Origin of the sequence: Streptomyces sp. NPDC007991 (assembly GCF_042958445.1) — a bacterium.
In the GTDB taxonomy this organism is placed as follows: Bacteria; Actinomycetota; Actinomycetes; order Streptomycetales; family Streptomycetaceae; genus Streptomyces.
Genome location: NZ_JBIBJD010000006.1, coordinates 62,647 through 85,159, shown reverse-complemented (window position 1 = coordinate 85,159; position 22,513 = coordinate 62,647). Strand labels below are relative to the sequence as shown.

Below are 22,513 nucleotides of genomic sequence, written 5' to 3'. Positions count from 1 at the left end.
CGCCCGCCCTGGAGGAAGGAGCCGGGCGCGGGGCGGTCTACGCAGTGGCCGTAGCGGAGACCAGGCCGGTGTTCAGGCCGACCATGCCGACCTCCAGTCTTTCGCCGACGCGCAGGCCGCGGCCGAGCCTCTGGGGGAAGACGTAGTCGACGAGACCCCCGAGCGCGTCGTGGGCGCGGGAAACGCCTCGTCCTAGTGGTCGAAGGTCGGAATCGCGGCGACCGGGCCGAAGATTTCGGTGTCCATCAGGCGCATCGATCGGTCGGCCTCGTCGCCGGCATGTGGGCGAGGCTGGTGTCACTGCCCCGGGCCGTGCCCGGGATGCCACCACGGCAGGCTGGTTGGAGGCGTCGTAGGCATACGGGCCCGTCGCCCCCGGGCCGGTCGGCCGTCATCGGCCCGCCATCTTCGGTATGCCCCCTGCCTGCGGCGGGGCGGCGAGGAGGACCTCACGGCGCTCCGCACGTGTGCTCAGCATCTCTGCCCTGCGCCTACTTGACGACGTCGAGGAACTTGTAGAAACCGCCCGCGAAGGGAAGGAACCAGGGCGGGCCGAAGTGGCCGGGGATCCGCTTGAAGGGCAGGTCGCTCCAGGGGTTGGCGCCGGAGTCACCGTTCATGTACGCGGCCATCTGCTTGCCCATGTGCGTCGCCATCTGGACGCCGTGGCCGGAATAGCCCAGCGAGTAGAAGAGCCCGTCCTGCTCACCGGCGTGCACCATCCGGTCCATGCTCATGTCGACCAGACCACCCCAGCAGTAGTCGACGCGCGCCTGCGTGAGCTGAGGGAAGACCTCGGTCATCGCCTTGTGCAGGATGCGCCCGCTCTTCGCGTCCGACTGCTGGTTGGACATGGCGAACCGGGCGCGGCCACCGAAGAGCAACCGGTGGTCCGGGGTGATACGGAAGTAGTTCAGCAGGTTCAGGGACGACGATGCCATCCGCCGGTTCGGCAGCAGCATGTCGCAGACGTCCTTGCCCAGCGGCTCGGTCACGATGACGAAGCTGCCGACGGGAGCGATCCTGACCTGCTGCCAGCGGAACGGCCGACGGGTATGCCCGCTGGTCGCGACCAGCACCTGATCGGCCTGGACGGTGCCACGCGGCGTGACCAGCTCGTGCTTCGTGCCACCCAGTCTGTTGACCTTCTCGACCGGTGCCTTCTCGTGAAGGGTGACACCGATCCGCGCCGCCGCCTCGGCGAGCCCCTTGGTGAACTTGCCGACGTGCAGTCCGGCACTCCTGGCGTCAACCATCGCGCCGTGGTACAGGTCGGAACCGATCTCGGTGTGGAGCTCGCTCTTGGAAATCAGACGGGTCTCGATCCCGAGCCGGCCGGACATGATCTCGTGGGTCTTGCGCAGACCGTCGAAGTGCGCCGGCTTGGACGCCAGATTCAGCTTGCCCGTGCGGGCGAAGTCGCAGTCGATGTCCTCTTCCTTGACGAGGTTCTCGATGGTGTCGACCGCGTCGTGGTAGGCCAGCAGATACCGCTTCGCGGTGTCAAAGCCGTACCGGGAGATCGCGGAGCGGAATCCGATCGACATGCCCAGGGTGGCCATACCGCCGTTGCGCCCGGACGCGCCGAATCCGACCGTCTCCTTCTCGAAGACATGCACGTTGGCACCCTTGCGCGCCAGGTGCAGCGCCGCCGAGAGGCCGGTCAGGCCGGCTCCGATGATCGCCACGTCGACGCGCCCGCCGATCTGGGTCCGGGACCGGTCCGGTCCCTGAGGAGCGGTGTCGAGCCAGTAGGGGGTGAACTTCATATCGCTGCTCTCTCCTGCCAGTGCCGTCAGCCGCTCTGAACGCAAGGGTGCTCGCTGCTGCGCTCAGACCCTACCACTCTTCGTTCCAGTTCCAATCTGAAACAAGAATCTCTTCGTGGGATTTCTGTCGTGCCCCGCCGTAGACCGCTTGCGTCGACGGAAAGGCGCTGATCGTGAGTGGTACGCTCGCCGGCATGCGGTCAACTCGCTCTGTCCGCAGGGTGATCAGCCCGGTGACGTCAACGACGTTCCGACGGCTGACCGCACAGGGGTCCACCGTCTGATCGATGCTCGCTGCCGACAGTCAGTTGGTCATCGACCCCCAGCCTCCCGGTCTGCCGCAACGCGGCGATGCTGCCGTGGAGTGCTTCGGGGACCCTCCGGAGTGCATGACAAATGAGCCGAGAACTGTCCGGCAAGGCGAAAGACGTGGGCAAGGACCCCCTCCTGCCCACCCAGGCGAAAGCGATGGGCGCACGGGAACAGCCGCCGGTCACCGCGTCGCAGCCCGCGACCATCACGCCCAAGCCGGTCACGGCCCGACCGGCGTACCGGGCTCGCTATGGTCATCACGTGACCACTAATCCCACCTCTCGCGACTACAACAAGGCGTCGGTCCTCGACGTGGTCCTCTCGCACGCGCCCTTGACACGGAACAGGCTCATCGACCTGACGGGCCTGAGCAAGGCCACGGTGTCCAGAGCGGTGGAGGAGCTCCGGGCCGACGGCTTCGTCGTGGACGGCGGGGTCGACGACGTCACCGGACGCGGCCGCCGGTCCACCTATCTGGACCTGCCCGGCACGACCGGGCACGTGGTCGGGATCAGCTTCGGCGCACAGACCACCGGTGTGCTGGTCACCGACCTGAGGGGTCGTGAGATCCAGCACATGACGGTGCCCACCGCCGACCACCAGGAGGTCACGGACGCCGCGCGGTGGCTGGTCGACCTGATCGCGCGGGCCGCCGAGTCCGCGCAGGGCCCCCTGCGCCAGATCGTCGCCGCCGTGCCCGGCCGGGTCCGGGGCGGCACGGAGATCTTCGGCCCCGCCGAGTCGATGAAGATCTTCGCGGGTTCCGATCTCCACCGGGCCATCGAGGACCTCGTCGAGGCGCCCGTGCTTCTGGACAGCGATGCCAACGCGTCGCTGCTCGGGATCCTCACCAACGACGCCACCATCACCAACGCCGCGCTGTTCAGCCTCAGTACGATACTGAACTTCGCCAGCTGCACGGATCACGAGCTCGCCCGGGGAAGGACGCCCACCTTCGGCGACATCGGTGTGCTCTCCTCCGGGGTTGATGACGAGACCCTGGACGAGCTGCTGAGCACGCGTGGCCTCCTGCGGTTCGCCCGCAAGCAGGGGCTCGACCTGGAGCGGGTGGAGAGCCTCTGGGAGGAGCCGCACGACGAGGCGCCGCGTGCCGAGGTGCTGGAGGCGTTCACCACGGCGATCGCGACTGCCGTCAGCGTCGTGGCCGTGACGCTGAACCCGGAGTCGGTCTACTTCGTGGGCCGTCTGCGTCCGCTCGTCGACGAGGTGCTTCCCGAGGTGCGCGGACGACTCGAGCGGAGCCTTCCGGCGGTCCCGGAGATCAGGACCGTGCCGCAGCTGATCGGTATCTCGACCGCGCAAGGGGCGGTCTACGCATGTCTGACGATCGCTCAGGAAAGGCTGCACGAGGCGGTACTGGGGGCGCGCCGCCAGGGCCAGGCCGCCGAGCAGTCCCCGCCGGCCTTCTGAGCCGGCCGCAGTCGTCTGATCCATTGGCCTGCCATCGGTCGACGTCGAGGCTGGTCGGCTGTGCCATTGGCACTGTCGATAGCGCGACTGTTGAGCCACTGGGCCTCAAGGTGGTTACCTGGTCCTATCCATGCACCTGCGGCGCCGCGTAGCGCCGGACGGCGACGAGGCCGGTCCGGACCGCGGTGCCTTCGTCTTGCCTGCTTGTCGTCCGCCACCCGGGACGACCGCGGGCGGGACGCGTACCACCGCGAGGGGGCGGCGCACCGCCGTGAAGAGGATGTTCGTGGCTCCGGACCCGGGGCGCCTGAGGCTGCGGAACGCGACCCGCGCTGTCATCGGTGTCGCAGCCGCCGTCGCCGTTCCCGAACTCTGCGGGCTGTCGCTCACCGCATCGATCACCGGAGGGCTCGCGGCACTGCTCGCCCTCTTCACGGTCACCGACGCCACCGTCCGTGACCAGCGGATCACCACCGCCCTGTTTCCCGTCGCCGGATTCCCCGTGCTGGCGCTCGCCACCACACTGCACGGCATCGCCCCGGTCCGTGACGCCGCGTTCCTGGCCGTTGTCTTCTGTGGCGTCCATGCCCGCCGCTGGGGCCCGCGGGGGCACGCGCTCGGGATCTTCGCGTTCATGAACTTCTTCATCGCGCAGTTCCTGCACGCGGTTCCCGCCCAGCTGCCCGAGCTGTACACCGCCGTGGGTCTCGCCCTTCTCACGGCCGGTGCCACGCGTTTCGTGCTGTGGCCCATCGAGCGCCACACTCCACCCGCGGCAGCCCCGCCGGCTCTGCCCGGCAGCGGACTGGCGCGGCCCACCACCCGGCAGGCCTTCCAGGCCACTGCCGCCTCGGCTCTCGCGCTTCTGGTCGGCCAGTTCCTCTCCGAAGAGCGCTGGTACTGGGCCGTCGGCACTGTCTGGTGGATCTTCGTCAACACGGCTTCTCGCGGCGAAACCCTGGTCCGCGGTTTCCGCCGGGTCTTCGGAACTGTGATCGGTATCGCCGTCGGCCTGCTGGTCGCCATCCCACTGCACGGCGCGCCCGCGCCGACGGCCGCCCTGGTCGCCGTCTGTGTCTTCGGCATCTTCTACACCGCCGCCGTTTCGTATTCCTGGATGATGCTGGCGGTGACGGTCATGGTCAGCCTGCTCTACGGCCTGCTGGGAGTGCTGGACCCCGGCCTGCTCGGGCTCCGTCTCGCGGAGACCGGTGTGGGCGCGCTGTGTGCCGCGCTCGCCGTGACCCTCGTCCTGCCGGTGACCACGCACGCCACGAACGATGCCTGGATCCAGCGGGCACTGCAGTGCGTCCACGCGGCCACCGCCGAGGCGACCGCTCGCCTCGCTGGAGACCCCAAGGGCGACCCCGCCCCACACGCCGCCGAACTGGAACTGCTGCTCGGCCGGGTACGGATGGCACTCGCCCCGCTGATGCACCCCCTGACTCCCTTCCGTGCGCGCAAAGCCCGTGCCCGCCAGGTCATCGAGCTACTCGACGACTGCGCCCGCGAAGTGCGGGGCCTGGTGTCCGTCGCCGCCGATCCCGTCGCCTCGCACGACGCCCGCCTGACCGCCGCGTGCCAGCGCGTGCAGGCGGCGGTCGAGGCGCTCACCGACGGCGGAGACGTCTCGGCCCTGGCGGACGCCCCCACCGCGACGGAACCCGCCCTGGCCCACCTCCACGGCCTGGAACGGGCCCTGTCGGAACTCGCCCGGCCGCTGCGCACTCCGTCGGGTTCGCCGTGGGTCGGGGCGTGAGCGCGGCATGCTCCTGAGCGGGAGCGGCCCAGTCCTTGACCGTTTGGTCTAGACCGCGCATGATCGGCAGCGCGGTCATTCCGGACGGTTGAGGGACGCATGCGCGACGAGAGGGGACAGCCGTGGCTGACGACGGCGGGCGGCGGGCGTACATCGGGTCGTTCACGGCGGCCGGCGGCCCCGGGATCGTGACGGCGGCCGTCGATGCCGACAGCGGCGCCCTGACCGCCCTGAGCAGCGTCGACGCCGTCCCCGACCCCGCCTACCTGGTCCTGTCCCCCGACGCGGACGTCCTCTACGCGGTCAGTGAGACGGCCGAGGGCGCGGTGGCCGCGTACCGCGTGGACGGGGGCAAGCCCGAGCCGGCCGGGCGGCCCGTGCCGGTCGACGGGGACGGGCCGACCCACCTCAGCCTGTTCGCCGGACATGTCCTGACCGCCAACTACGGCTCCGGCAGCGTCACCGCGATCCCCGTCCGCCCCGACGGCACCCTCGCCCGGTCCGCCGCCCACGTCCTCCAGCACACCGGCGCGGGCCCGCACACCCCGCGCCAGCACGGGCCGCACGCCCACCAGGTGCAACCCGACCCGAGCGGCCGCTGGGCGGTCAGCGTCGACCTCGGCACCGACTCCGTGCGGGTCTGCACCCTGACGGACGGCACCCTCGTCCTGCACCGGGAGACCGCCCTGCGGCCGGGCTCGGGCCCACGGCACCTCGCCTTCCATCCGGACGGGGCGCACGCGTACGTCGTCAACGAACTCAGCCCCTCCGTCACCGTCTGCCGCTGGGACGCGGCCGAGGGCGTGCTGACACCGCTGACCGAAACCCCTGTCCTGCCCGGCGCACCGGCGCGCGACGCCTACCCCTCGGGCATCGTCACCTCACCCGACGGCCGCTTCGTATGGACCGCCACCCGCGGCGAGGACGTCCTGTCCGTGCTCGCCGTCGAGGGCGAGGAACTGCGGCTGAGCACCACGGTGCCCTGCGGCGGCCACTGGCCACGCGCCCTCACCGCCTCCGACGGCTTCCTCTACGTCGCCAACGAACGCTCCGGCGACGTGACCTGGTTCGCCACCGACCCGCACACGGGCGTCCCGCGACGCGCCGGTGCGATCAGGGTGCCGGCGGCGTCGTGCGTGCTCCTCGGCTGACAGGGGTGCAGGGTGCAGGGCGGCGGGGGCCGGGGGTCTCTCGCCGACGACGAAGGCCCGCCCCGAACCGGGGCGGGCCTTCTCGGTGGTACCGGGCGACGTCAGCGAACCGGCGTGCCCTGAGCCTGCTGCGGCGTGATCCCCAGCGCCGTCGTGTACTTGGCCAGTGCCAGCTTCCCGATCGCCGGGTACGGACCGAGCGACTCGGCGGCGGAGCACTCCGCCTCCTTCGCGGCCTCCTCGACCAGCCCCGGCTCGATCTCCGGGCCGATCAGATACGGCGCGAGGGCCAGCTGCTGCGAACCCGAGGAGCGCAGTTGCTCGGCGACGGACGCGATCGAGCCCTCCTGGTCCAGGGCCGCCGCCATCACCGGCACCGCGAGGCGCGCGGCGAGCAGCATGCCGGTGATCCCGGCCGCCTGCACGGCCTCGTCACCGCCCACGGACGCCAGGATGATGCCGTCGGCGGCGGTCGCCACGGTGAACAGCCGGGCGCGGTCCGCACGGGCCAGACCGGCCTCGGAGAGCCGCACGTGCAGCGCCTCGGCGAGCAGCGGGTGCGGGCCGAGGACATCGGTCAGCTCGGCGGCGATCCGGCTCTCCATGACGGCCTGGCGCACCCGGCGCAGCAGGGCGCTGTCCGGGCCGGCGAGCAGCGGCACGACGACGGCGACGGGCCCGTCGGGCTCCCTGACGTCCATGCCGGCGGCACGGGCCTGCTCGAAGCGGGCGGTGCGCTCCTCGGCGGTGTACGTGAGCACGGCCTGAAGCGTGGGGAACTCCGCGTTGTCCCCGTCGAGGTACCCGATGCGGGCGTCGAGGCCGGGCAGCTCGGAGCGGGCGATGCTCACGACCTCTTCGGCGAGGCTGCGGGTGGCGCTACTGGGCGTGCCCGGCACGGCGAGGACGAGCGCGGGCGCGCCCTCGGGAGCCACCAGCGGCTCCGGACGGCGGTGCCGTCCGGGCTGGCGGGGTCGCGGCATTCGTACTGGGAGGCCGGACTCGGGTCCAGTGGGGGAACTCATGGCGCCGCATGTTACTGGTTTCCTGGGCTCCCCTGTTCGGGGAGGGGGCAGGTGAGCGGTATCCGTCCGGTTTTGTCTGATGAGTTACGTACGGATGGAATGACGTGCGGATGGAATGGCGTGCGGGTGGAATGGCGTGCGGGTGGTGCGCGACCGGATCAGTCACCCGACAGGGTGGTCACGCTCAGCATGGCCTCGTCACCCGGCAGGGTGAGCGGACCGGCGATCAGGTCGGCCGCCATGCGGACCGAGCCGTGCAGCGGATCGCCCTCGGCCGGCACCCGCCGCGCGTGGGGGAGCCGCCGCGCCAGCTCCTCGTCGAGGGGGACGAGGAGCGGGTCGCCCATCGTGAACAGGCCGCCGGTGACGGCGATGCGCGGCCCGCCGCCGGACGGGCACACGGCCGCCGCGGAGTCGGCCATGTGCCAGGCGGCCGCGCGCAGGATGCCCGCCGCCACGGAGTCCCCGTCAGCGCAGGCGGCCACCCGGGGCGCGAACGAGGCGAGGACGGCGGGCCGGTCCGGACGTGGATACAGCGCGCCGGGCAGCCCCGCCACGGGCCCGAACTCCTCCTCGGCGCAGGCCAGCAGCCGGGCCGAGCCGCCCTCCCGCCCGTCATGGGCCCGCAGCGCCGCCTCCAGTCCGGCCCGCCCGATCCAGGCGCCGCCGCCGCAGTCGCCGAGCAGATGACCCCAGCCGTCCGCCCGGTGCCAGCCCGCGAGGTCGGTGCCGATCGCGATCAGTCCCGTACCGCCGGCGATCACGGCACCCGGCCGGGTGCCGAGGGCACCCGCGTACGCGGTCACCGCGTCGGCGGCCAGCGCCACCCTCCGTACGCCGAACTCCCGGGCCAGGGCGCCCGGCAGGTCCGCGCGCAGACCGTCACCGAGCGAGGCGAGCCCGGCCGCGCCGACGACGGCGGCGGACAGCCGCACGGGACCGGCCTCGGCGGTCACGGCACGCACCAGCGGCACGAGCCGCGCCATGAAGTCCTCGGGGTCGATGCCCCGGTCACCCGTGCGCACCGGCTGGTCGGACGCCCGCCGGGCGAGCGGTCCGCGCTCGGCGGTTCCCAGGACCACCCGGAGCCCGGACCCGCCGGAGTCCACGGCGAGAAAGCCGGAGCCTTCCGACGCCGCGCCTTCCCACGCCGAGTCGTCGGACGCCCCGGTCACGGCAGGCGCCAGTCCACCGGTTGGCCGCCCTGGCGGATCAGCAGGTCGTTGGCCCGGCTGAACGGGCGGGAGCCGAAGAAGCCCCGGTCCGCCGACATGGGGGAGGGGTGGGCGGACTCCACGGAGGGCAGGTCGCCGAGCAGCGGACGCAGGTTGCGGGCGTCACGGCCCCACAGGATGGACACCAGGGGCTTGCCGCGCGCCGCGAGGGCCCGGATCGCCTGCTCGGTGACCTCCTCCCAGCCCTTGCCCCGGTGGGCACCGGGCTTGCGCGGGGCGGTGGTGAGCGCCCTGTTGAGCAGCAGCACGCCCTGCCGCGTCCACGGTGTGAGGTCACCGCTGGACGGCTGCGGCAGGCCGAGATCGGCGTTCAGCTCCCGGAAGATGTTGATGAGGCTGCCGGGCAGCGGCCGCACCTCGGGCGCGACCGAGAACGACAGCCCCACCGCGTGCCCCGGCGTCGGATACGGGTCCTGACCGACGATCAGGACCCGTACGTCGTCGAAGGGCTGCTGGAAGGCCCGCAACACGTTCGGCCCGGCCGGGAGGTAGGTGCGTCCCGCGGCGATCTCCGCCCGGAGGAAGTCCCCCATGGCGGCGACGCGTTCGGCCACCGGTTCCAGGGCCTTCGCCCAGCCCGCTTCGACGATTTCATGCAAGGGTCGTGGTGCCACGCGCGTCACCCTACTGCCGTACGGGCAGCGGGGATCAACCGGTGGCCAAGGCCCGCCCGTAAGCTCATCCCTCGCCTCGCCCCCCGCTTCCCTCCGCCTGGTCCCCCTCCTCGTCCTCCCCTCAACCGACGACCGCGGCCCGCACGCACAGCACGTCCGGCAGATGCGAGGCGAGCTGCTGCCAGCTGTCGCCGTCGTCCGCCGAGGCGAACACCTCGCCGTTGCGGTTGCCGAAGTAGACGCCCGCCGGATCCGCGTCGTCCGTGCACATCGCGTCGCGCAGCACCGTGCCGTAGTGGTCCTCCTGGGGCAGCCCCGCCGAGAGCGGCTCCCAGCTCTTTCCCGCGTCCGCCGTCCGGTAGACCCGGCAGCGGTGGTCGGCCGGGACCCGGTCGGCGTCGGCGTTGATCGGGAACACGTACGCGGTGTCGCCTCTGTGCGGATGCGCTGCAGCCGCGAAGCCGAACGTGGACGGCAGGCCCTCGCCGATGTCCGTCCAGTGCGCGCCCGCGTCGTCGCTGCGGTAGACACCCCAGTGGTTCTGGAGGTAGAGCCGGTCCGGGGCCGCCGAGTCCCGGGCGACCTTGTGCACGCACTGGCCGAACTCCGGGTTCGGGTCCGGCAGGAACACCGCGGAGACGCCCGAGTTGGAGGGCGACCAGGTCGCGCCGCCGTCCAGCGTGCGGAACACGCCGGCGGTCGAGACGGCGACCGTCACCGCCTTGGGGTCGCGCGCGTCGGTGAGCACCGTGTGCAGGCCCTCACCGCCGCCGCCCGGCACCCACTTCGAGCGCGTGGGGTGCTCCCACAGGGTCCGGACGAGCTCGAACGTCTCCCCGCGGTCCTCCGAGCGGTACAGCGCGGCCGGTTCCGTGCCCGCGTACACCACGCCCGGCTCGGCCGCGGCCGGGTGCAGCTGCCACACCCGCTCCAGGGACGCCCCCGTGTCCTGGGGGAACTTCACGGCCGGCCGGGCCGGTTCCGTCCACGTCCGGCCCAGGTCGTCGGAGTGGAACACGGACGGGCCCCAGTGCGCGCTGTCGCCGCCGGCCAGCAGCCGCGGGGTCGCGGTGCGGGTGTCGATGGCGACCGAGTACACGGCCTGCGCGTTGAAGTAGGGGCTCTCGTCGAACTGCCAGGCGCCACCACCTCGCCGGCGCCCGATGAACAGGCCTTTGCGCGTGCCCACGGCGAGCAGTACCTCGGTCATGCCGATCACCTCCGCGGCGTCGTCGTCGACGCCCTCGTCTCAGACACGGGCCAGTCTGCACCCCACCACTGACAGTCACCCCCGGAGCGAACTCCGACGCAGGTCAGGGCCGTGTCGACGCCGTGCGCGGGCGTCCGCCGCCCTCGCCTTCGAAGGCGCCGCCCTCGATCGCGGCGCCCTCCCGGGGTACGTGCAGTGAGCATCCAGCGGCCCTCTTCCGTATGGGGAGGGCGGCGGGATGGTCATGCGCACGTGAGGAGGATGCCTTCGATGGCGTTACGTGGTCCGAAGGTGTGGCTGTGGCGCTGGCGGCGCAATCCGCTCAAGCGGCGTGCCGACAGGGTGGAGGCCTGGGTGGTGCTGGGGGTGTGGATGCTCACCGTGTGTGTCGCGGTGCTCGCCGGCCTGACGGTGGGCCGGTCCGTCGAGGACGGGCTGGCCCGCGAGCGCGTCGAGTGGCGCCCCCTCGTGGCCCGGCTCGCCGAGCGGGCTCCCGGGACGGCCTCGGAGAACGGCGATGTCTCGCGTGCCGAGCACGTGTGGGCCGAGGCGCGGTGGACCGCCGCGGACGGTTCCTCGCACTCCGGCCAGGTGCGGGTCCTGGCGGGCAGCCGGGCCGGTTCCCCGGTCACCGTGTGGACGGACCGCGAGGGCCGCCAGGTGACCCGCCCCGTCACCGAGTCCCAGGCCCGCATACGCGCTTGCCTGATCGGCGGCGTGGCGGGCATCTGCGCGGCGACCGCGCCACTCGCCGCCGGCCGCGCGGTCCGCCGCCGCCTGGAACGCCGCCGCATGGACCAGTGGGACACCGAGTGGTCCCGCTTCGGCCCGCTGTGGGGGCGCACGACGGGGTGAGCGGGTGGAGCGGTTGCACGTTGACGGGGTGGCCGGCCCCAGCCCCGCCGCCCTACCCGCCCCCCTGCCACCCCAGCGCCCCCCGGCACACCCGCAGCAACCCCTCGTCCTCATGGATGGCGTCGCTGTCGTAGCCGCCGGAGCCGGCCCGATGCCGTCGGGGGGATCTGAGCTCCGCTCGCAGCAGGTCGAGCAGGGGCGCTCCCCTGGGGCCCTGCGCTGCCACGCATCCGGCGATCCTCGTGCGGGTGCGCGGATGCTCGACCCATGCGGCGCGCAGGACGGGAAGGACCTGCTCCCGGTCCGGCTCCCCGGCGATGCGCCACACCGCGCACGCCGCCGAGGCCCGTTCCGAGGCTTCCCCCGAGCCGGTCATCCGGCGCAGCCCGGGCAGGGCCGGACGGGCGGCCGGCCCCAGCCGTCCGAGCAGGTCCGCGGCAGCCGCGGGACGGTACCGGCCACTCCCGGGGTCCGTCAGCTTCCCGAGCAGCACGGGCACGACGGCATCCGCCTCACCCGTGACCGACCACAGCGCGTCCGCGGCGGCGACGGCGCAGTCGGTCTCCAGCAGCCCGCGCAGATCCGGTACCGCCTCGCGCGCGCCGCCGCCGAACGCCCCGAGGGCGCGGACCGCCGCCCCCGTGACGGCGTCGCGCGACCACAGCCCGTCCGGCATGCCACGCAGCAGGCGCAGCACCGACGGCACGGACTCGGCGTCGCCCAGTGCCGCGAGCGCCGACAGGAGGGGCACGGCCCGCTCCTGCGTGTCGGGGCCGTCGAGCGGAAGGCGGGCGAGGCGTCGCCGCAGGGCCGGCGCGAGCGGCGCGGCCGCACGGCCGAGGTGGGGTATCACCAGCCCCAGGTCGTGCGGTACGACCGGGCCGGCCAGCACCTCGGCCAGCACCGGCGTGGCCCGCGCGTCCCCCGTCCTGGCCAGCGCCTTGAGCGGGCCGCCCAGCGTCGGGGCGCCCCGCTCCCGGTGACGTATCCGGAACTCGGGACGGCAGCTCACCAGGGCGTGGAGGTGGTCCGCCGCGGGCAGGGCCAGTTCGAAGAGCTCCGCCAGGACCGCGACCGCCGCGTCGTGCAACCGTCCCTCCTCGGCGCCCAGTTGGGCGCCTATGAGCGTGACCGGCTCCGCCGCATCGGCACGCCACTCACGGAACAGCCCGGCCGACATCCACACGGCGTTGCACCGGTCCAGGGCATCCGGGCTGGTCAACTGCCCGCACAGCAGGGCGACCCGGTCGGCCACCCTTGCGTCGAGCGCGGAGTGCAGCGTGCGCAGCAGCCGGGAGCCCTCCTCGTCCGAGGGACGCAGCCGCCGCAGCCGCCCGGCGAGCGTGTCCGCACCGGGACCGTCCTGCGCGAGCCTGGCGCGGACGCGCTGCCCGGACCTGTCCCGGAGCAGCCGGACCACGGTCGGCACGAGATCCGCGGGGAGCGACTGCGGTGCGCACCGCGCCAGCTGCCCGAGCGCGGCCAGCCGGAGCCCGGGTCCGTGAGGTGGCCCGCTCAGCGCCGCCAGGAGGTCCACCGCCTCGGCGGCGTGGGCGTCGGCGGCCGGCAGGTGCCGCCGTGCGAACAGGCCGAGGCTCTCGGTCAGAGCGAGCAGGACCCGGTCGTCCCGCTCCACGGCGATCCGCTCCCGCAGCAGGGCGAGCACCCGCGCCGGCCGGTCGAGGAATCGCACGAGGGCCGCCGCAGCCGCCCGGCGCACTCCGGCGTCCGCGTCCCCCGCCAGCCCGACGAAGACATCGGCACCCGACCGCAGGACGGCACGCGCCCTCGCGGCGAAATCGCACGATCCGTCCCCGCCTTCGCCCGATCCGCCCCCGCCTCCGTCGGGCTCACCGATGCTGACGAGGAGCTCCACGATCCCCGCCCGGTCGCACACCTCTTCACGGGCGGCGAGCGCGAGGAGAAACGGAACACAGGCGAGCGTCGAGTCGTACACGTCGCCCTGGTGGTGCACGGCGCCGTACATCCGGTCGAGCGCGGTCTCCCGCTCGGCCGGGTCGCCGCAGGCCAGTTTCCGGAGCAGTCCGGGCACGTCCTCCGCGCTGCCGTCGGCATGCCGCAGCGAGGCCCAGTCGACCTCGTCGATCCCCCTGAACACGTTGTCCTCCCCAGGCGAAGTGCCACCTGACGGGGAGTCTGCACCACGGCACTGACAACGAAGCGGAATCGGGCGACAACGGTGCGCGAACGGTGCGACCGGTTGGCTGACCGTGATTCAGTTCCCGCCGGGCAGCGCCCGCTCCACGATCGCCCCCAGGTCCGCCCCCTCCGGCAGTGTCCCGAAGGCGTACCCCCCCTCGCCCCCGAGCCGGGTCGCGCAGAACGCGTCGGCGACCGCCGGCGGGGCGTACCGGACGAGGAGGGAGGCCTGGAGCGTCAGGGCCATGTCCTCCACGAGACGGCGGGCCGTCGTCTGCGACGCCTCGGACAGCCGGTTCTTCAGCCGAGCCACGGCCGCGTCCAGCCGGGCGTCCGCCCCCTGCGCGAGAGCGAACTCGCCGAACAGGGTCTCGGCCGTGCCCGGTTCGCGGTTCAGCGCCCGCAGCACGTCGAGGGCGTTGACGTTCCCCGAGCCCTCCCAGATCGACAGCAGGGGGGCCTCACGGTAGTGCCGGGGCATGCCCGAGTCCTCGACGTAGCCGTTGCCGCCGAGGCACTCCAGGGCCTCCGCCGTGAAGGCCGGACCCCGCTTGGTCACCCAGTACTTGCCGACGGCCGTGGCGACCCTGCGGAACGCGGTCTCGCCGGAGTCCCCGCGGATCGCCCGGTCGGCCGCGCCGGCCAGCCGCAGGGTGAGCGTCGTGGCGGCCTCGGACTCCAGCGCGAGATCGGCCAGAACGTTGCGCATCAGCGGCTGGTCCACCAGGAGCGCGCCGAACGCGCTGCGGTGCCGCGCGTGGTGCCCGGCCTCGACGAGGGAGGTGCGCATCAGCGCGGCCGACATCATCACGCAGTCCAGCCGGGTGCAGTTGACCATCTCGATGATCGTCTTGACGCCCTGCCCCTCGGGCCCCACCAGCCACGCGACGGTCCCGTCGAACTCGGGCTCACAGGAGGCGTTGGACCGGTTGCCCAGCTTGTCCTTCAGCCGCTGGATGCGGAAGGTGTTGCGGGTGCCGTCGGGCAGCACGCGCGGCACCAGGAAGCAGGACAGTCCGCCCGCGGCCTGCGCCAGCACCAGGAACACATCGCACATCGGCGCCGACGTGAACCACTTGTGCCCGCGCAGGGTGTACACCCCGGCTTCGGACGAGGGCGTGGCCGTCGTGGTGTTCGTCCGGACGTCGGAACCGCCCTGCTTCTCGGTCATCCCCATGCCCGCCAGCAGCCCGCGCTTCTCGGTCGGCACCCGGAGCCCGGGCTCGTACTCCCGGCTGGTCAGCAGCGGCTCGTAGACCTTCGCCAGCTCCGGCTGCCTGCGCAGGGCGGGGACGGCCGCGTACGTCATCGACGTCGGGCAGCCGTGCCCCGCGTCCGTGTGCCCCCACACCAGTCCGCCCGCGGTCCGGGCGACATGGGCGCCGGGCCGGTCGTCCGCCCAGGGCGACGCGGCCAGTCCTCCCGCGATCGCGGCGCCCATCAGGTGGTGCCAGCTCGGGTGGAACTCGACCTCGTCGACGCGGTTGCCGTACCGGTCGTGCGTCCGCAGCCGCGGCTCGTGGCGGTTGGCCAGATCGGCCCACTCCTGAGCCTGGACGCTGCCGGCCTGCCCGCCCAGCCGCCGCAGGTCCTCCTCGGCCCACCCGGCGCCCTCCCGCCGCAGCCCCTCCAGCAGGGCCGTGTCCTCGGAGGCGTCGTACGGGGCGAGCGGCGGGGCCTGGTTCGTGACGTCGTGCGTGGCGGATCCGCCGTACGCCTGCGGTGCGTCGAGTGTCGAGACCATACACCGAGTGTTGCACTTCAGCTACGACCGCAGCAATCCTGCAACAGGAAATGATGCCGCGTACAGTACGTGACCATGCCGAAGAACGTCCCGGCGCGGCCCGGCGCGCTCGATCTGCGGCCGCTGTCCGCGCGGTCGGTCGTGCTGAGCCTGCTGCTCGGCACGCCTCCCGCCGAACTGCCGGTCAGGGACCTCGTGCGGCTCACGGAGGGCTTCGGCGTCGGCGGCTCCACGCTGCGGGCGGCGCTCAGCCGGATGGTGGCCGCCGGTGATCTGCGGCGCACCGGCACCGGCTACCGCCTCAGCGACCGGCTGCTGGAACGCCAGCGCCGCCAGGACGACGCCGTGCACCCGCGCACGCGCCCGTGGGACGGCGACTGGGAGATGGTCGTGATCACCGCGACGGGGCGCGGCCCCGCCGAACGTGCCGACCTGCGCGCCCGGCTCACCGCCCTCCGGCTCGCCGAACTCCGCGAGGGCGTCTGGCTCCGCCCCGCCAACCTGGCCCGCGCCCTGCCCGGCGACCTGGACCGGGTGGCCCAGCACTACACGGCCCGCCCCGGCCGGCCGGCCCGTGAGCCGGCCCGGAGCCTGTGGCCGCTGGACGCCTGGTCCGCCACGGCCCGGGCGTTGCTCGCCCACATCGCCGAGGCGCCTCGCCCGGCCGAGCGTCTGACCGCCTTCGCCGCCGTCGTGCGGCACCTGCTGGCCGACCCCGTCCTGCCGCCCGGACTCCTGCCCGCCGACTGGCCGGGAACCGAACTGCGGGCCGCCTACACCGACTACCAGCGCCAGCTGATCGGGGAGGTACGCGCGCGCGTGCGCGGCGCATGACGCGAGCGGCCGTGCGCAGCGCCCGCCGGGACGCTTCGCACGGCCGCCTTCACCGTGGGGGGTTGCGGTGGCCCGAGGGGCTACTTGTAGGTGATGTCCGAGGTGGAGTAGAGGCAGTTCTTGCTGTCGGGTCCGGATCCGACAGCGGTGTTGTTGTTGTACTTCTGGCAGGGGACGACCTTGCGGCCGGAGTCGTTGCGGATCGTGATGTTCCGCAGCGTCGCCACGTCGTTGCGGTTGACGTTGATGCCGACGAGCCGGGCGGTGGTGCCCGTGCCGGTCACGTCGATGGTGTTGAGGTTGACCTTGCGGGTGTACTGCGTGGAGCAGTCGCCGCAGGAGCGGTAGAGCGTCTTGAACTCTTGCACCGCGAAGTTGGAGATGGTCAGCGTGCCGCCGCCGTTGTGCTGGAAGACCTTGTCCGCCGCCTTCTTCGCGCCGCCGCCGATCACCTGGTAGGTGGCGCCGTTGCCGCCGCGGAAGGTGGCGGCGTCCTCGCCGACGTCCTCCCACCACACGTTCTGGAGCGTGCAGCTGCCCTCGCAGTGAATGCCGTCGGCGGCGGGGGCGCCGAGGATGACGTTCTTCAGCACCGCGCCGTTCGCGAGCTTGAAGATCGGGTCCTGGCCCTCCTCCTGGCCGTCACCGGCCAGGCCCCCGGTGCCGTAGAACCGCTTCATCCCGTAGTCCTTGGTGCCGGACACGGAGATGGTGGAGGAGGTTCCCTGGCTGCCGTTGGGGGTCGGCCAGGTGGCGGCGCTCGCCGTCGGCGCCTGGGTGGTCATGATCATGCCAATCGAGAGGCCGAGGGTGGCCAGCGCGCCGGTCAGCGCGCGCCTGCGGGCGCGCGGGCGTGTCGCAGAAGTCATGTCCCGATTCCTTCTGTCGTCTTGAGCGTATGGGGGGTGTCCGAGCGGACGGGGTGTCAGAGCTTTCCGGCGCCCGCACCCGACGTCACCGAGGCGACGACGGACGAGGCGGGCTCCGCCGTGTAGGCGTACGGCGGGCTGGTGAAGGTGCCGACCCGTGAGACCTCGGTGGCGGCTCCGCCGAGATCGTTGCCGCGCAGGTTGGCGTATCCGTCGACGTCGCTGCTGCGGTTCGTGGTGACCGCGACCTTCGTCGAGCGGAAGACGTTGTTCTCGACCAGCATCTGGGCGCCCATGCGCGAGTGGCAGGCCGTGTCGGCGCCCTCGACGTAGTTGTTGTAGAAGTGCCCGGTGCCGAACCGCAGGCTCGGGATGCGCGAGTACACGTTGCTGAAGTGGTTGTGGTGGTACGTCACCTTCAGGTGCCCGGTGTCCTGGCTCGCGTTGTTGTCGCTGTGGCCGACGAGTGAGCCCTTGAAGTGGTTCTTGAAGGTGTTCCAGGACACCGTGACGTTGTCCGCGCCGTGGTTGACGTCCAGCAGGCCGTCGTAGTGGTCCTTGTCGTGATCGCGGTCGGCCGAGAAGGAGTTGTGGTCGATCCAGACCTTGCTCGACGCCTCGACGGTGATGCCGTCGGCCGGCGCCAGCGGCTTGCTGATGTTGAGGTTGCGGATGACGACGTTCGAGACCTTCTTCAGCCGGAGGCCGCCGCCGGTGAACCCGGAGGCCGAACCCACGCCCAGGACGGTCGTGTTGGAGCCGACATCGACCTGACCGCTCAGCGAGATCAGGCCGTTGACCCGGACCACCTTGGCCGAATTGCCGGTCACGGCCGACTTGAAGGCGCTCAGCGTGGACACGGTGACCGCCGAGGCGCTGCCGCCGCCGGTCGTCCCCGCGCCGAACCCGATGGGCGAGGTCTCGGCGGCCCCGGCCGGCTGGGGAACGGCCAGGACCGTCACGGTCGCCAGTGCGGATGCGGCGGCGAGCGCCAGGGTGGATCTGTGGACACGTGTGCGTGGGGGATGAGTACGCATGTGGGGTGCGTCCCTTCGTGGTGCCTTCATGGTGCCGATCGGTCATGTACATGAATGACGTTCGCCATGTTGCTCACCGCGCGCGCTGTGTGCGGCCGGTCCGGAGGTCCCGCCACGCCGCAGGAGTGCACTTCCCTGGGCCGGGCAGGCCCCGGCGGGCGCCCTGGCGGAGGCGCTTCCGGGTCACACTGCTGAACGGAACGTAGGGGGCAAGCGCTTTCTAGTCAACGCCTCGCGCAGAACACTTTCGGCCGGACCTGGTCAGGGCGACGGTGCTGTGGGAAGCGTCGTGGGAGCGCTTCCATGAAAGCCATGTCCATGCCACCATGCCGATCGGACGCTTTCCTTCACGAGAGGGCGGGCCGATGAGGACTCCGCGCATGCGTACGTTCGTCAACGGGCTGGTGTTCACGCTGCTCGACGTCGGTGTCCTGGCCCTGAGCCCGGGACCGGCCGTCGCGGACACGTCGCAGCCGGGCCGCGCGCGCTCCCTGCCGGGGTCGTTCACCTGGTCCTCGAGCGGCCCGCTGATCAGCCCGAAACCGGACGCCGGCCATCCGATCGTCTCGGTCAAGGACCCGACGGTGTTCCGGTACCGGGACCGCTGGCACGTCTACTTCACGACGGCCGACACCGCCGGGCGCTGGCGCCTCGGGCACACGAGCTTCGCCCGGTGGTCCGAGGCCGCCTCGGCCCTCCAGACGTTCCTCGACGCCAACCCGGAGATCGGCGACCGGTACGCCGCTGCGCCCCAGGTGTTCTACTTCGCGCCCCAGCGGACCTGGTACATGGTCTACCAGACCGGCCCGCCGTCCTACTCCACCACCAAGGACCCCTCGGACCCGCTCAGTTGGAGCGCCCCGCGCAACTTCTTCGGCGGTGAGCCGCCCATCGTGACCGAGAACAAGGGCGACGGCGCCTGGCTGGACTTCTGGACGATCTGCGACCGGACGGACTGCTACCTGTTCTTCTCGGACGGCAGCGGCCACCAGTACCGCTCGCGCACCACCCTCGCCGAGTTCCCGAACGGCTTCCGCGACACAGCCATCATGCTGTCCGAACCCAACCGCTTCGACCTTTTCGAAGCGGGCAACGTCTACCGGCTCGGCGACGGCGGCGGCTACCTCGTGCTCGTCGAGGCACTCGCGACCGGATCCGACTGGCGGCGCTACTTCCGGGCCTGGACCGCCGACAGCCCGGGCGGCACGTGGAAACCGCTCGCCGACACCGAGGCCGACCCCTTCGCCCGCTCGTCCGATGTCGCCTTCGAGGCCGGACAGCCCGCCTGGACCAGGGACGTCAGCCACGGCGAGATGATCCGCGCCGGCGTCGACCAGGCCCTCACGATCGACCCGTGCCGCCTCCGGTTCCTCTACCGGGGCATGGACCCCGCAGCGAGCGGCGAGTACCACCGGCTGCCCTGGCGGCTGGCCCTGCTGACCCGGACGAACCCCACCTGCTGAACCACCGCACGACGTCCTGCGAGCCGCGCCTCACAACCGAAGGGACCCGGACGTGCCTGCCACCCCCCGGACCACCACGAGGAGACCCCTGCGGTCGATGCTCCTCGGGCTCCTCGCCGCGCTGCTGCCGTTGCTCGCGGCCAGCGCGCTCACCGCACCCTCGGCCGCCGCCCGCGAGCCCGCCCGAGAGGCGGCCCGTGCCAGGGCCGTACCCACCGCGACCCTCACCGAGGTCACGGACTTCGGCACGAACCCCAGCAACCTGCGGATGTACCTGTACGTGCCGGAGAGCGTCAGACCGAACCCGGCGGTCGTGGTCGCCGTGCACTGGTGCACCGGCTCGGGCCCGGACATGTACAACGGCACCGAGTACGACACCCTGGCCGACCAGTACGGGTTCATCGTGCTCTACCCGTCCGTCACGCGCAGCAGCAAGTGCTTCGACGTCTCCTCGCCCCAGGCGCTGCGCCGCGGCGGCGGCAGCGACCCGGTCGGCGTCAAGTCGATGATCGACTGGGTGACCCGCACCTACGACGCCGACACCGGCCGGGTGTTCGCCACGGGCATCTCCTCCGGCGCGATGATGACGAACGTCCTGCTCGGGGACTACCCCGACGTGTTCGCGGCGGGCGCCGCCTTCTCCGGCGTGCCGTTCGCCTGCTTCGCCACCACCGACGGCTCCGAGTGGAACAGCAACTGCTCGGGCGGCACGATCACCCACACCCCGAAGGAGTGGGGCGACCTCGTCCGGAACGCGTACCCCGGCTACAGCGGCCCCCGCCCGCGCATGCAGATCTGGCACGGCACGGCGGACGACGTCCTGCGCTACCCCAACTTCGGGGAGCAGATCAAACAGTGGACGAACGTGCAGGGCGTGAGCCAGACGCCGGCCGCCACCGACACGCCCCAGTCCGGCTGGACCCGCACCCGCTACGGCGGCACGGGTGACCAGGCCCCCGTGGAGGCCGTCAGCCTCCAGGGCGTCGGCCACAACCTGTACGCCCACGGCATGGCGTCCCGCGTACTCACCTTCTTCGGCCTCGACAAGTCCGGCCCGGCTCCCCAGCCCCAGCCGGGCGCTTGCAAGGTGACGACCGCGGTGAACGCCTGGAACACCGGCCTGACCGCCTCCGTGACCATCACCAACACCGGTACGACGACGGTCAACGGCTGGCGACTCGGCTTCACGCTCCCGGCCGGGCAGACCGTCACGGGCGGCTGGGGCGCCACCTACGCGCCCTCGTCCGGGTCGGTGACCGCGACCAACGTGTCCTACAACGGCACCATCGCGCCGGGCGCGAGCGTGAGCATCGGCTACCAGGCCGGTCACGGCGGCAACAGCGCCGCTCCGGCCGCGTTCACCCTCAACGGGACGGCGTGCGCGGCCGGTTGACGCGTCTGCCTCGGGATTCGGGTGCCGGCTCAGACCGACCGGTGGTACTGGTCCGGCACCCGCACCTCGGCACCGAGTTCCCGTGCCGCGAGCCGGGCCCAGGAAGGGTTGCGCAGCAGCTCCCGACCCAGCAGGACCGCGTCCGCCTCGCCGTTGGCCAGGATCTTCTCGGCCTGCTCGACCTCGGTGATCAGCCCCACGGCGGCGACCGGCAGCGTCGTCTCCTGCTTCACCCGGGCCGCGAACGGCACCTGGTAGCCGGGGCCGGTGGGGATGCGCACACCGGAGGCGTTGCCACCGGTGGACACGTCCAGCAGGTCGACGCCGTGGGCCCGTAGATCGGCGGCGAAGCGGACGGTGTCGTCCGCGGTCCAGCCGCCCTCGTCGAGCCAATCGGTCGCCGAGATCCGGAAGAACAGCGGCTTGTCCTGCGGCCACACCTCCCGTACGGCGTCCACGACTTCCAGCGCGAAGCGGGTGCGGTTCCCGTACGAGCCGCCGTAGGCGTCGGTGCGGTGGTTGGAGTGCGGGGAGAGGAACTCGTTGATCAGGTAGCCGTGGGCGCCGTGGATCTCGGCGATCTCGAACCCGGCGGCGAGCGCGCGGCGGGCCGCGGCCGCGAACTGCCCGACCACGTCCTTGATCTGGTCGGCTGTCAGCTCGGCCGGGACCGGGTGCCGGTCGTCGAAGGCGACCGGGCTCGGCGCGACGGAGTCCCAGCCGTGGGCGTCCGGGCCGACGGGGGCGCCGCCCCTCCAGGGGCGGTCGGTCGACGCCTTGCGGCCGGCGTGGGCCAACTGGATCGCGGGCACCGTGCCCTGCGCGGCGAGGAAGCGGGTGATGCGGCGGAACGCCTCGACCTGTGTGTCGTTCCAGATGCCGAGGTCGTACGGCGAGATGCGGCCCTCCGGGGACACGGCGGTGGCCTCGACGATGATCAGGCCCGTGCCGCCGGTGGCGCGGGCGGCGTAGTGCGCGAAGTGCCAGTCGGTGGGGACGCCGGTCTCCGGGCCCTGCGGTGCGGCCGAGTACTGGCACATCGGGGGCATCCACACGCGGTTCGGGATCGTCACATCGCGCAGGGTGCAGGGCTCGAAGAGCGCGGTCACGGCGGACTCCATTCGTCACGGGGTCGATGTCGACTCGTACGATAGGCATCGTAGTACGGTGAGTGTCAAACTACGACGGTTCTCGTACTATGGAATCCCCGAAGGAAGTGGAGCCGCCGTGACCTCTCCCGCCGTCAGCAGTCGCGACCTGCCGCATCCCGTGCGTGACGAGATCCGGCTGGAGGGGGTGCTGCATGCGCTCTCCGACCCGATGCGGTTGCGGATCGTGCGGGAGCTTGCCGGGGTCGGCGGGGAGCTGTCCTGTTCGCACTTCGACCTGCCGGTCACGAAGTCCACGACCACGCATCACTTCCGGGTGTTGCGGGAGAGCGGGGTGATTCGGCAGGTGTACCGGGGGACCGCCAAGATGAACGGGCTGCGGCGGGGGGATCTGGATGAGCTGTTTCCGGGGTTGCTGGATGCCATTCTGGATGCCGCGGCTCGGCGGGCTGTTCGTGGTGGCTGAGTTCTTGTGATCGCTGCGGGTCCGCTGTGGCTTGTCGCGCCCACGCGGCGGAGCCGCACGTCGATACAGCCCCGCGC

18 protein-coding genes and 1 pseudogene are annotated in these 22,513 nt (G+C 72.2%); 8 read left to right on the top strand and 11 right to left on the bottom strand.

Features of this window, described 5'->3' with window-relative positions; genetic code table 11:
- Nucleotides 1–46: 46 nt before the first annotated feature.
- Both ACFZDA_RS18110 and ACFZDA_RS18105 read right to left on the bottom strand, forming a co-directional pair.
- A pseudogene (locus ACFZDA_RS18110) lies at nucleotides 47–252 on the bottom strand (aldehyde dehydrogenase family protein); the annotation flags it as partial.
- A 239-nt stretch (nucleotides 253–491) separates the two neighbouring features.
- Nucleotides 492–1,769, bottom strand: a complete 1,278-nt coding sequence (locus ACFZDA_RS18105) for an FAD-dependent oxidoreductase (RefSeq protein WP_391081983.1) — start codon at nucleotides 1,767–1,769, stop codon at nucleotides 492–494.
- A 396-nt stretch (nucleotides 1,770–2,165) separates the two neighbouring features.
- On the opposite strand from ACFZDA_RS18105, the gene ACFZDA_RS18100 reads away from it, so the two are divergent.
- The 3 genes from ACFZDA_RS18100 (at nucleotide 2,166) to ACFZDA_RS18090 (ending at nucleotide 6,422) form a co-directional block, all read left to right on the top strand.
- On the top strand, nucleotides 2,166–3,512 hold the full coding sequence (locus tag ACFZDA_RS18100; protein ID WP_391081981.1) for an ROK family protein: 1,347 nt from the start codon (nucleotides 2,166–2,168) through the stop codon (nucleotides 3,510–3,512).
- A 280-nt stretch (nucleotides 3,513–3,792) separates the two neighbouring features.
- Nucleotides 3,793–5,271 carry an FUSC family protein gene (locus tag ACFZDA_RS18095; protein WP_391083232.1) on the top strand — a complete coding sequence of 493 codons (1,479 nt, stop codon included), beginning with the start codon at nucleotides 3,793–3,795 and terminating at the stop codon, nucleotides 5,269–5,271.
- A 122-nt stretch (nucleotides 5,272–5,393) separates the two neighbouring features.
- Nucleotides 5,394–6,422 carry a beta-propeller fold lactonase family protein gene (locus ACFZDA_RS18090; RefSeq protein ID WP_391081978.1) on the top strand — a complete coding sequence of 343 codons (1,029 nt, stop codon included), beginning with the start codon at nucleotides 5,394–5,396 and terminating at the stop codon, nucleotides 6,420–6,422.
- 101 nt (nucleotides 6,423–6,523) lie between these two features.
- On the opposite strand, the gene ACFZDA_RS18085 is transcribed toward ACFZDA_RS18090, so the two are convergent.
- From ACFZDA_RS18085 to ACFZDA_RS18070, 4 genes are all read right to left on the bottom strand, one after another.
- Nucleotides 6,524–7,447 carry a hypothetical protein gene (locus ACFZDA_RS18085; RefSeq protein ID WP_356929170.1) on the bottom strand — a complete coding sequence of 308 codons (924 nt, stop codon included), beginning with the start codon at nucleotides 7,445–7,447 and terminating at the stop codon, nucleotides 6,524–6,526.
- Nucleotides 7,448–7,605: 158 nt separating this feature from the next.
- Nucleotides 7,606–8,622: a BadF/BadG/BcrA/BcrD ATPase family protein gene (locus ACFZDA_RS18080; RefSeq protein ID WP_391081975.1), complete on the bottom strand. Its 1,017-nt coding sequence runs from the start codon at nucleotides 8,620–8,622 to the stop codon at nucleotides 7,606–7,608.
- A complete protein-coding gene (locus ACFZDA_RS18075; protein WP_086563594.1) occupies nucleotides 8,619–9,296 on the bottom strand; it encodes a uracil-DNA glycosylase in 678 nt (225 codons plus the stop codon). The genes ACFZDA_RS18080 and ACFZDA_RS18075 overlap by 4 nt, the downstream gene beginning before the upstream one ends.
- Nucleotides 9,297–9,417: 121 nt before the next feature.
- Nucleotides 9,418–10,515: a WD40/YVTN/BNR-like repeat-containing protein gene (locus ACFZDA_RS18070; RefSeq protein ID WP_391081972.1), complete on the bottom strand. Its 1,098-nt coding sequence runs from the start codon at nucleotides 10,513–10,515 to the stop codon at nucleotides 9,418–9,420.
- Between the two features lie 261 nt (nucleotides 10,516–10,776).
- Here ACFZDA_RS18070 and ACFZDA_RS18065 point away from each other — a divergent pair, with 261 nt between their 5' ends.
- Nucleotides 10,777–11,361, top strand: a complete 585-nt coding sequence (locus ACFZDA_RS18065; RefSeq protein ID WP_391081969.1) for a hypothetical protein — start codon at nucleotides 10,777–10,779, stop codon at nucleotides 11,359–11,361.
- Nucleotides 11,362–11,413: 52 nt separating this feature from the next.
- Here the strand turns inward: ACFZDA_RS18065 and ACFZDA_RS18060 are convergent, their stop codons facing one another.
- Both ACFZDA_RS18060 and ACFZDA_RS18055 read right to left on the bottom strand, forming a co-directional pair.
- A complete protein-coding gene (locus ACFZDA_RS18060) occupies nucleotides 11,414–13,480 on the bottom strand; it encodes a HEAT repeat domain-containing protein (RefSeq protein ID WP_391081967.1) in 2,067 nt (688 codons plus the stop codon).
- Between the two features lie 117 nt (nucleotides 13,481–13,597).
- On the bottom strand, nucleotides 13,598–15,265 hold the full coding sequence (locus ACFZDA_RS18055) for an acyl-CoA dehydrogenase family protein (protein ID WP_391081964.1): 1,668 nt from the start codon (nucleotides 15,263–15,265) through the stop codon (nucleotides 13,598–13,600).
- A gap of 75 nt (nucleotides 15,266–15,340) precedes the next feature.
- Between ACFZDA_RS18055 and ACFZDA_RS18050 the strand changes: the two genes are divergently transcribed.
- A complete protein-coding gene (locus tag ACFZDA_RS18050) occupies nucleotides 15,341–16,099 on the top strand; it encodes a PaaX family transcriptional regulator C-terminal domain-containing protein (protein ID WP_391081961.1) in 759 nt (252 codons plus the stop codon).
- An 80-nt stretch (nucleotides 16,100–16,179) separates the two neighbouring features.
- Here the strand turns inward: ACFZDA_RS18050 and ACFZDA_RS18045 are convergent, their stop codons facing one another.
- Nucleotides 16,180–16,968 carry a pectate lyase gene (locus tag ACFZDA_RS18045; RefSeq protein WP_391081958.1) on the bottom strand — a complete coding sequence of 263 codons (789 nt, stop codon included), beginning with the start codon at nucleotides 16,966–16,968 and terminating at the stop codon, nucleotides 16,180–16,182.
- A 56-nt stretch (nucleotides 16,969–17,024) separates the two neighbouring features.
- Nucleotides 17,025–18,005 (bottom strand): polysaccharide lyase family 1 protein, encoded by a 981-nt coding sequence (locus tag ACFZDA_RS18040; RefSeq protein ID WP_391081955.1) that lies wholly within the window; start codon nucleotides 18,003–18,005, stop codon nucleotides 17,025–17,027.
- A 380-nt stretch (nucleotides 18,006–18,385) separates the two neighbouring features.
- On the opposite strand from ACFZDA_RS18040, the gene ACFZDA_RS18035 reads away from it, so the two are divergent.
- Complete coding sequence (locus ACFZDA_RS18035) at nucleotides 18,386–19,468, top strand: non-reducing end alpha-L-arabinofuranosidase family hydrolase (RefSeq protein ID WP_391081952.1); 1,083 nt, start codon at nucleotides 18,386–18,388, stop codon at nucleotides 19,466–19,468.
- Between the two features lie 97 nt (nucleotides 19,469–19,565).
- Nucleotides 19,566–20,861, top strand: coding sequence for a PHB depolymerase family esterase (locus ACFZDA_RS18030; protein ID WP_391083229.1), 1,296 nt, complete (start codon nucleotides 19,566–19,568; stop codon nucleotides 20,859–20,861).
- A gap of 29 nt (nucleotides 20,862–20,890) precedes the next feature.
- On the opposite strand, the gene ACFZDA_RS18025 is transcribed toward ACFZDA_RS18030, so the two are convergent.
- The gene (locus ACFZDA_RS18025; protein WP_391081950.1) at nucleotides 20,891–21,970 is read right to left on the bottom strand and encodes a tRNA-dihydrouridine synthase; all 1,080 of its coding nucleotides are present in this window, start codon (nucleotides 21,968–21,970) and stop codon (nucleotides 20,891–20,893) included.
- A 118-nt stretch (nucleotides 21,971–22,088) separates the two neighbouring features.
- Between ACFZDA_RS18025 and ACFZDA_RS18020 the strand changes: the two genes are divergently transcribed.
- On the top strand, nucleotides 22,089–22,436 hold the full coding sequence (locus ACFZDA_RS18020) for a helix-turn-helix domain-containing protein (RefSeq protein WP_391081947.1): 348 nt from the start codon (nucleotides 22,089–22,091) through the stop codon (nucleotides 22,434–22,436).
- Nucleotides 22,437–22,513 lie beyond the last annotated feature (77 nt).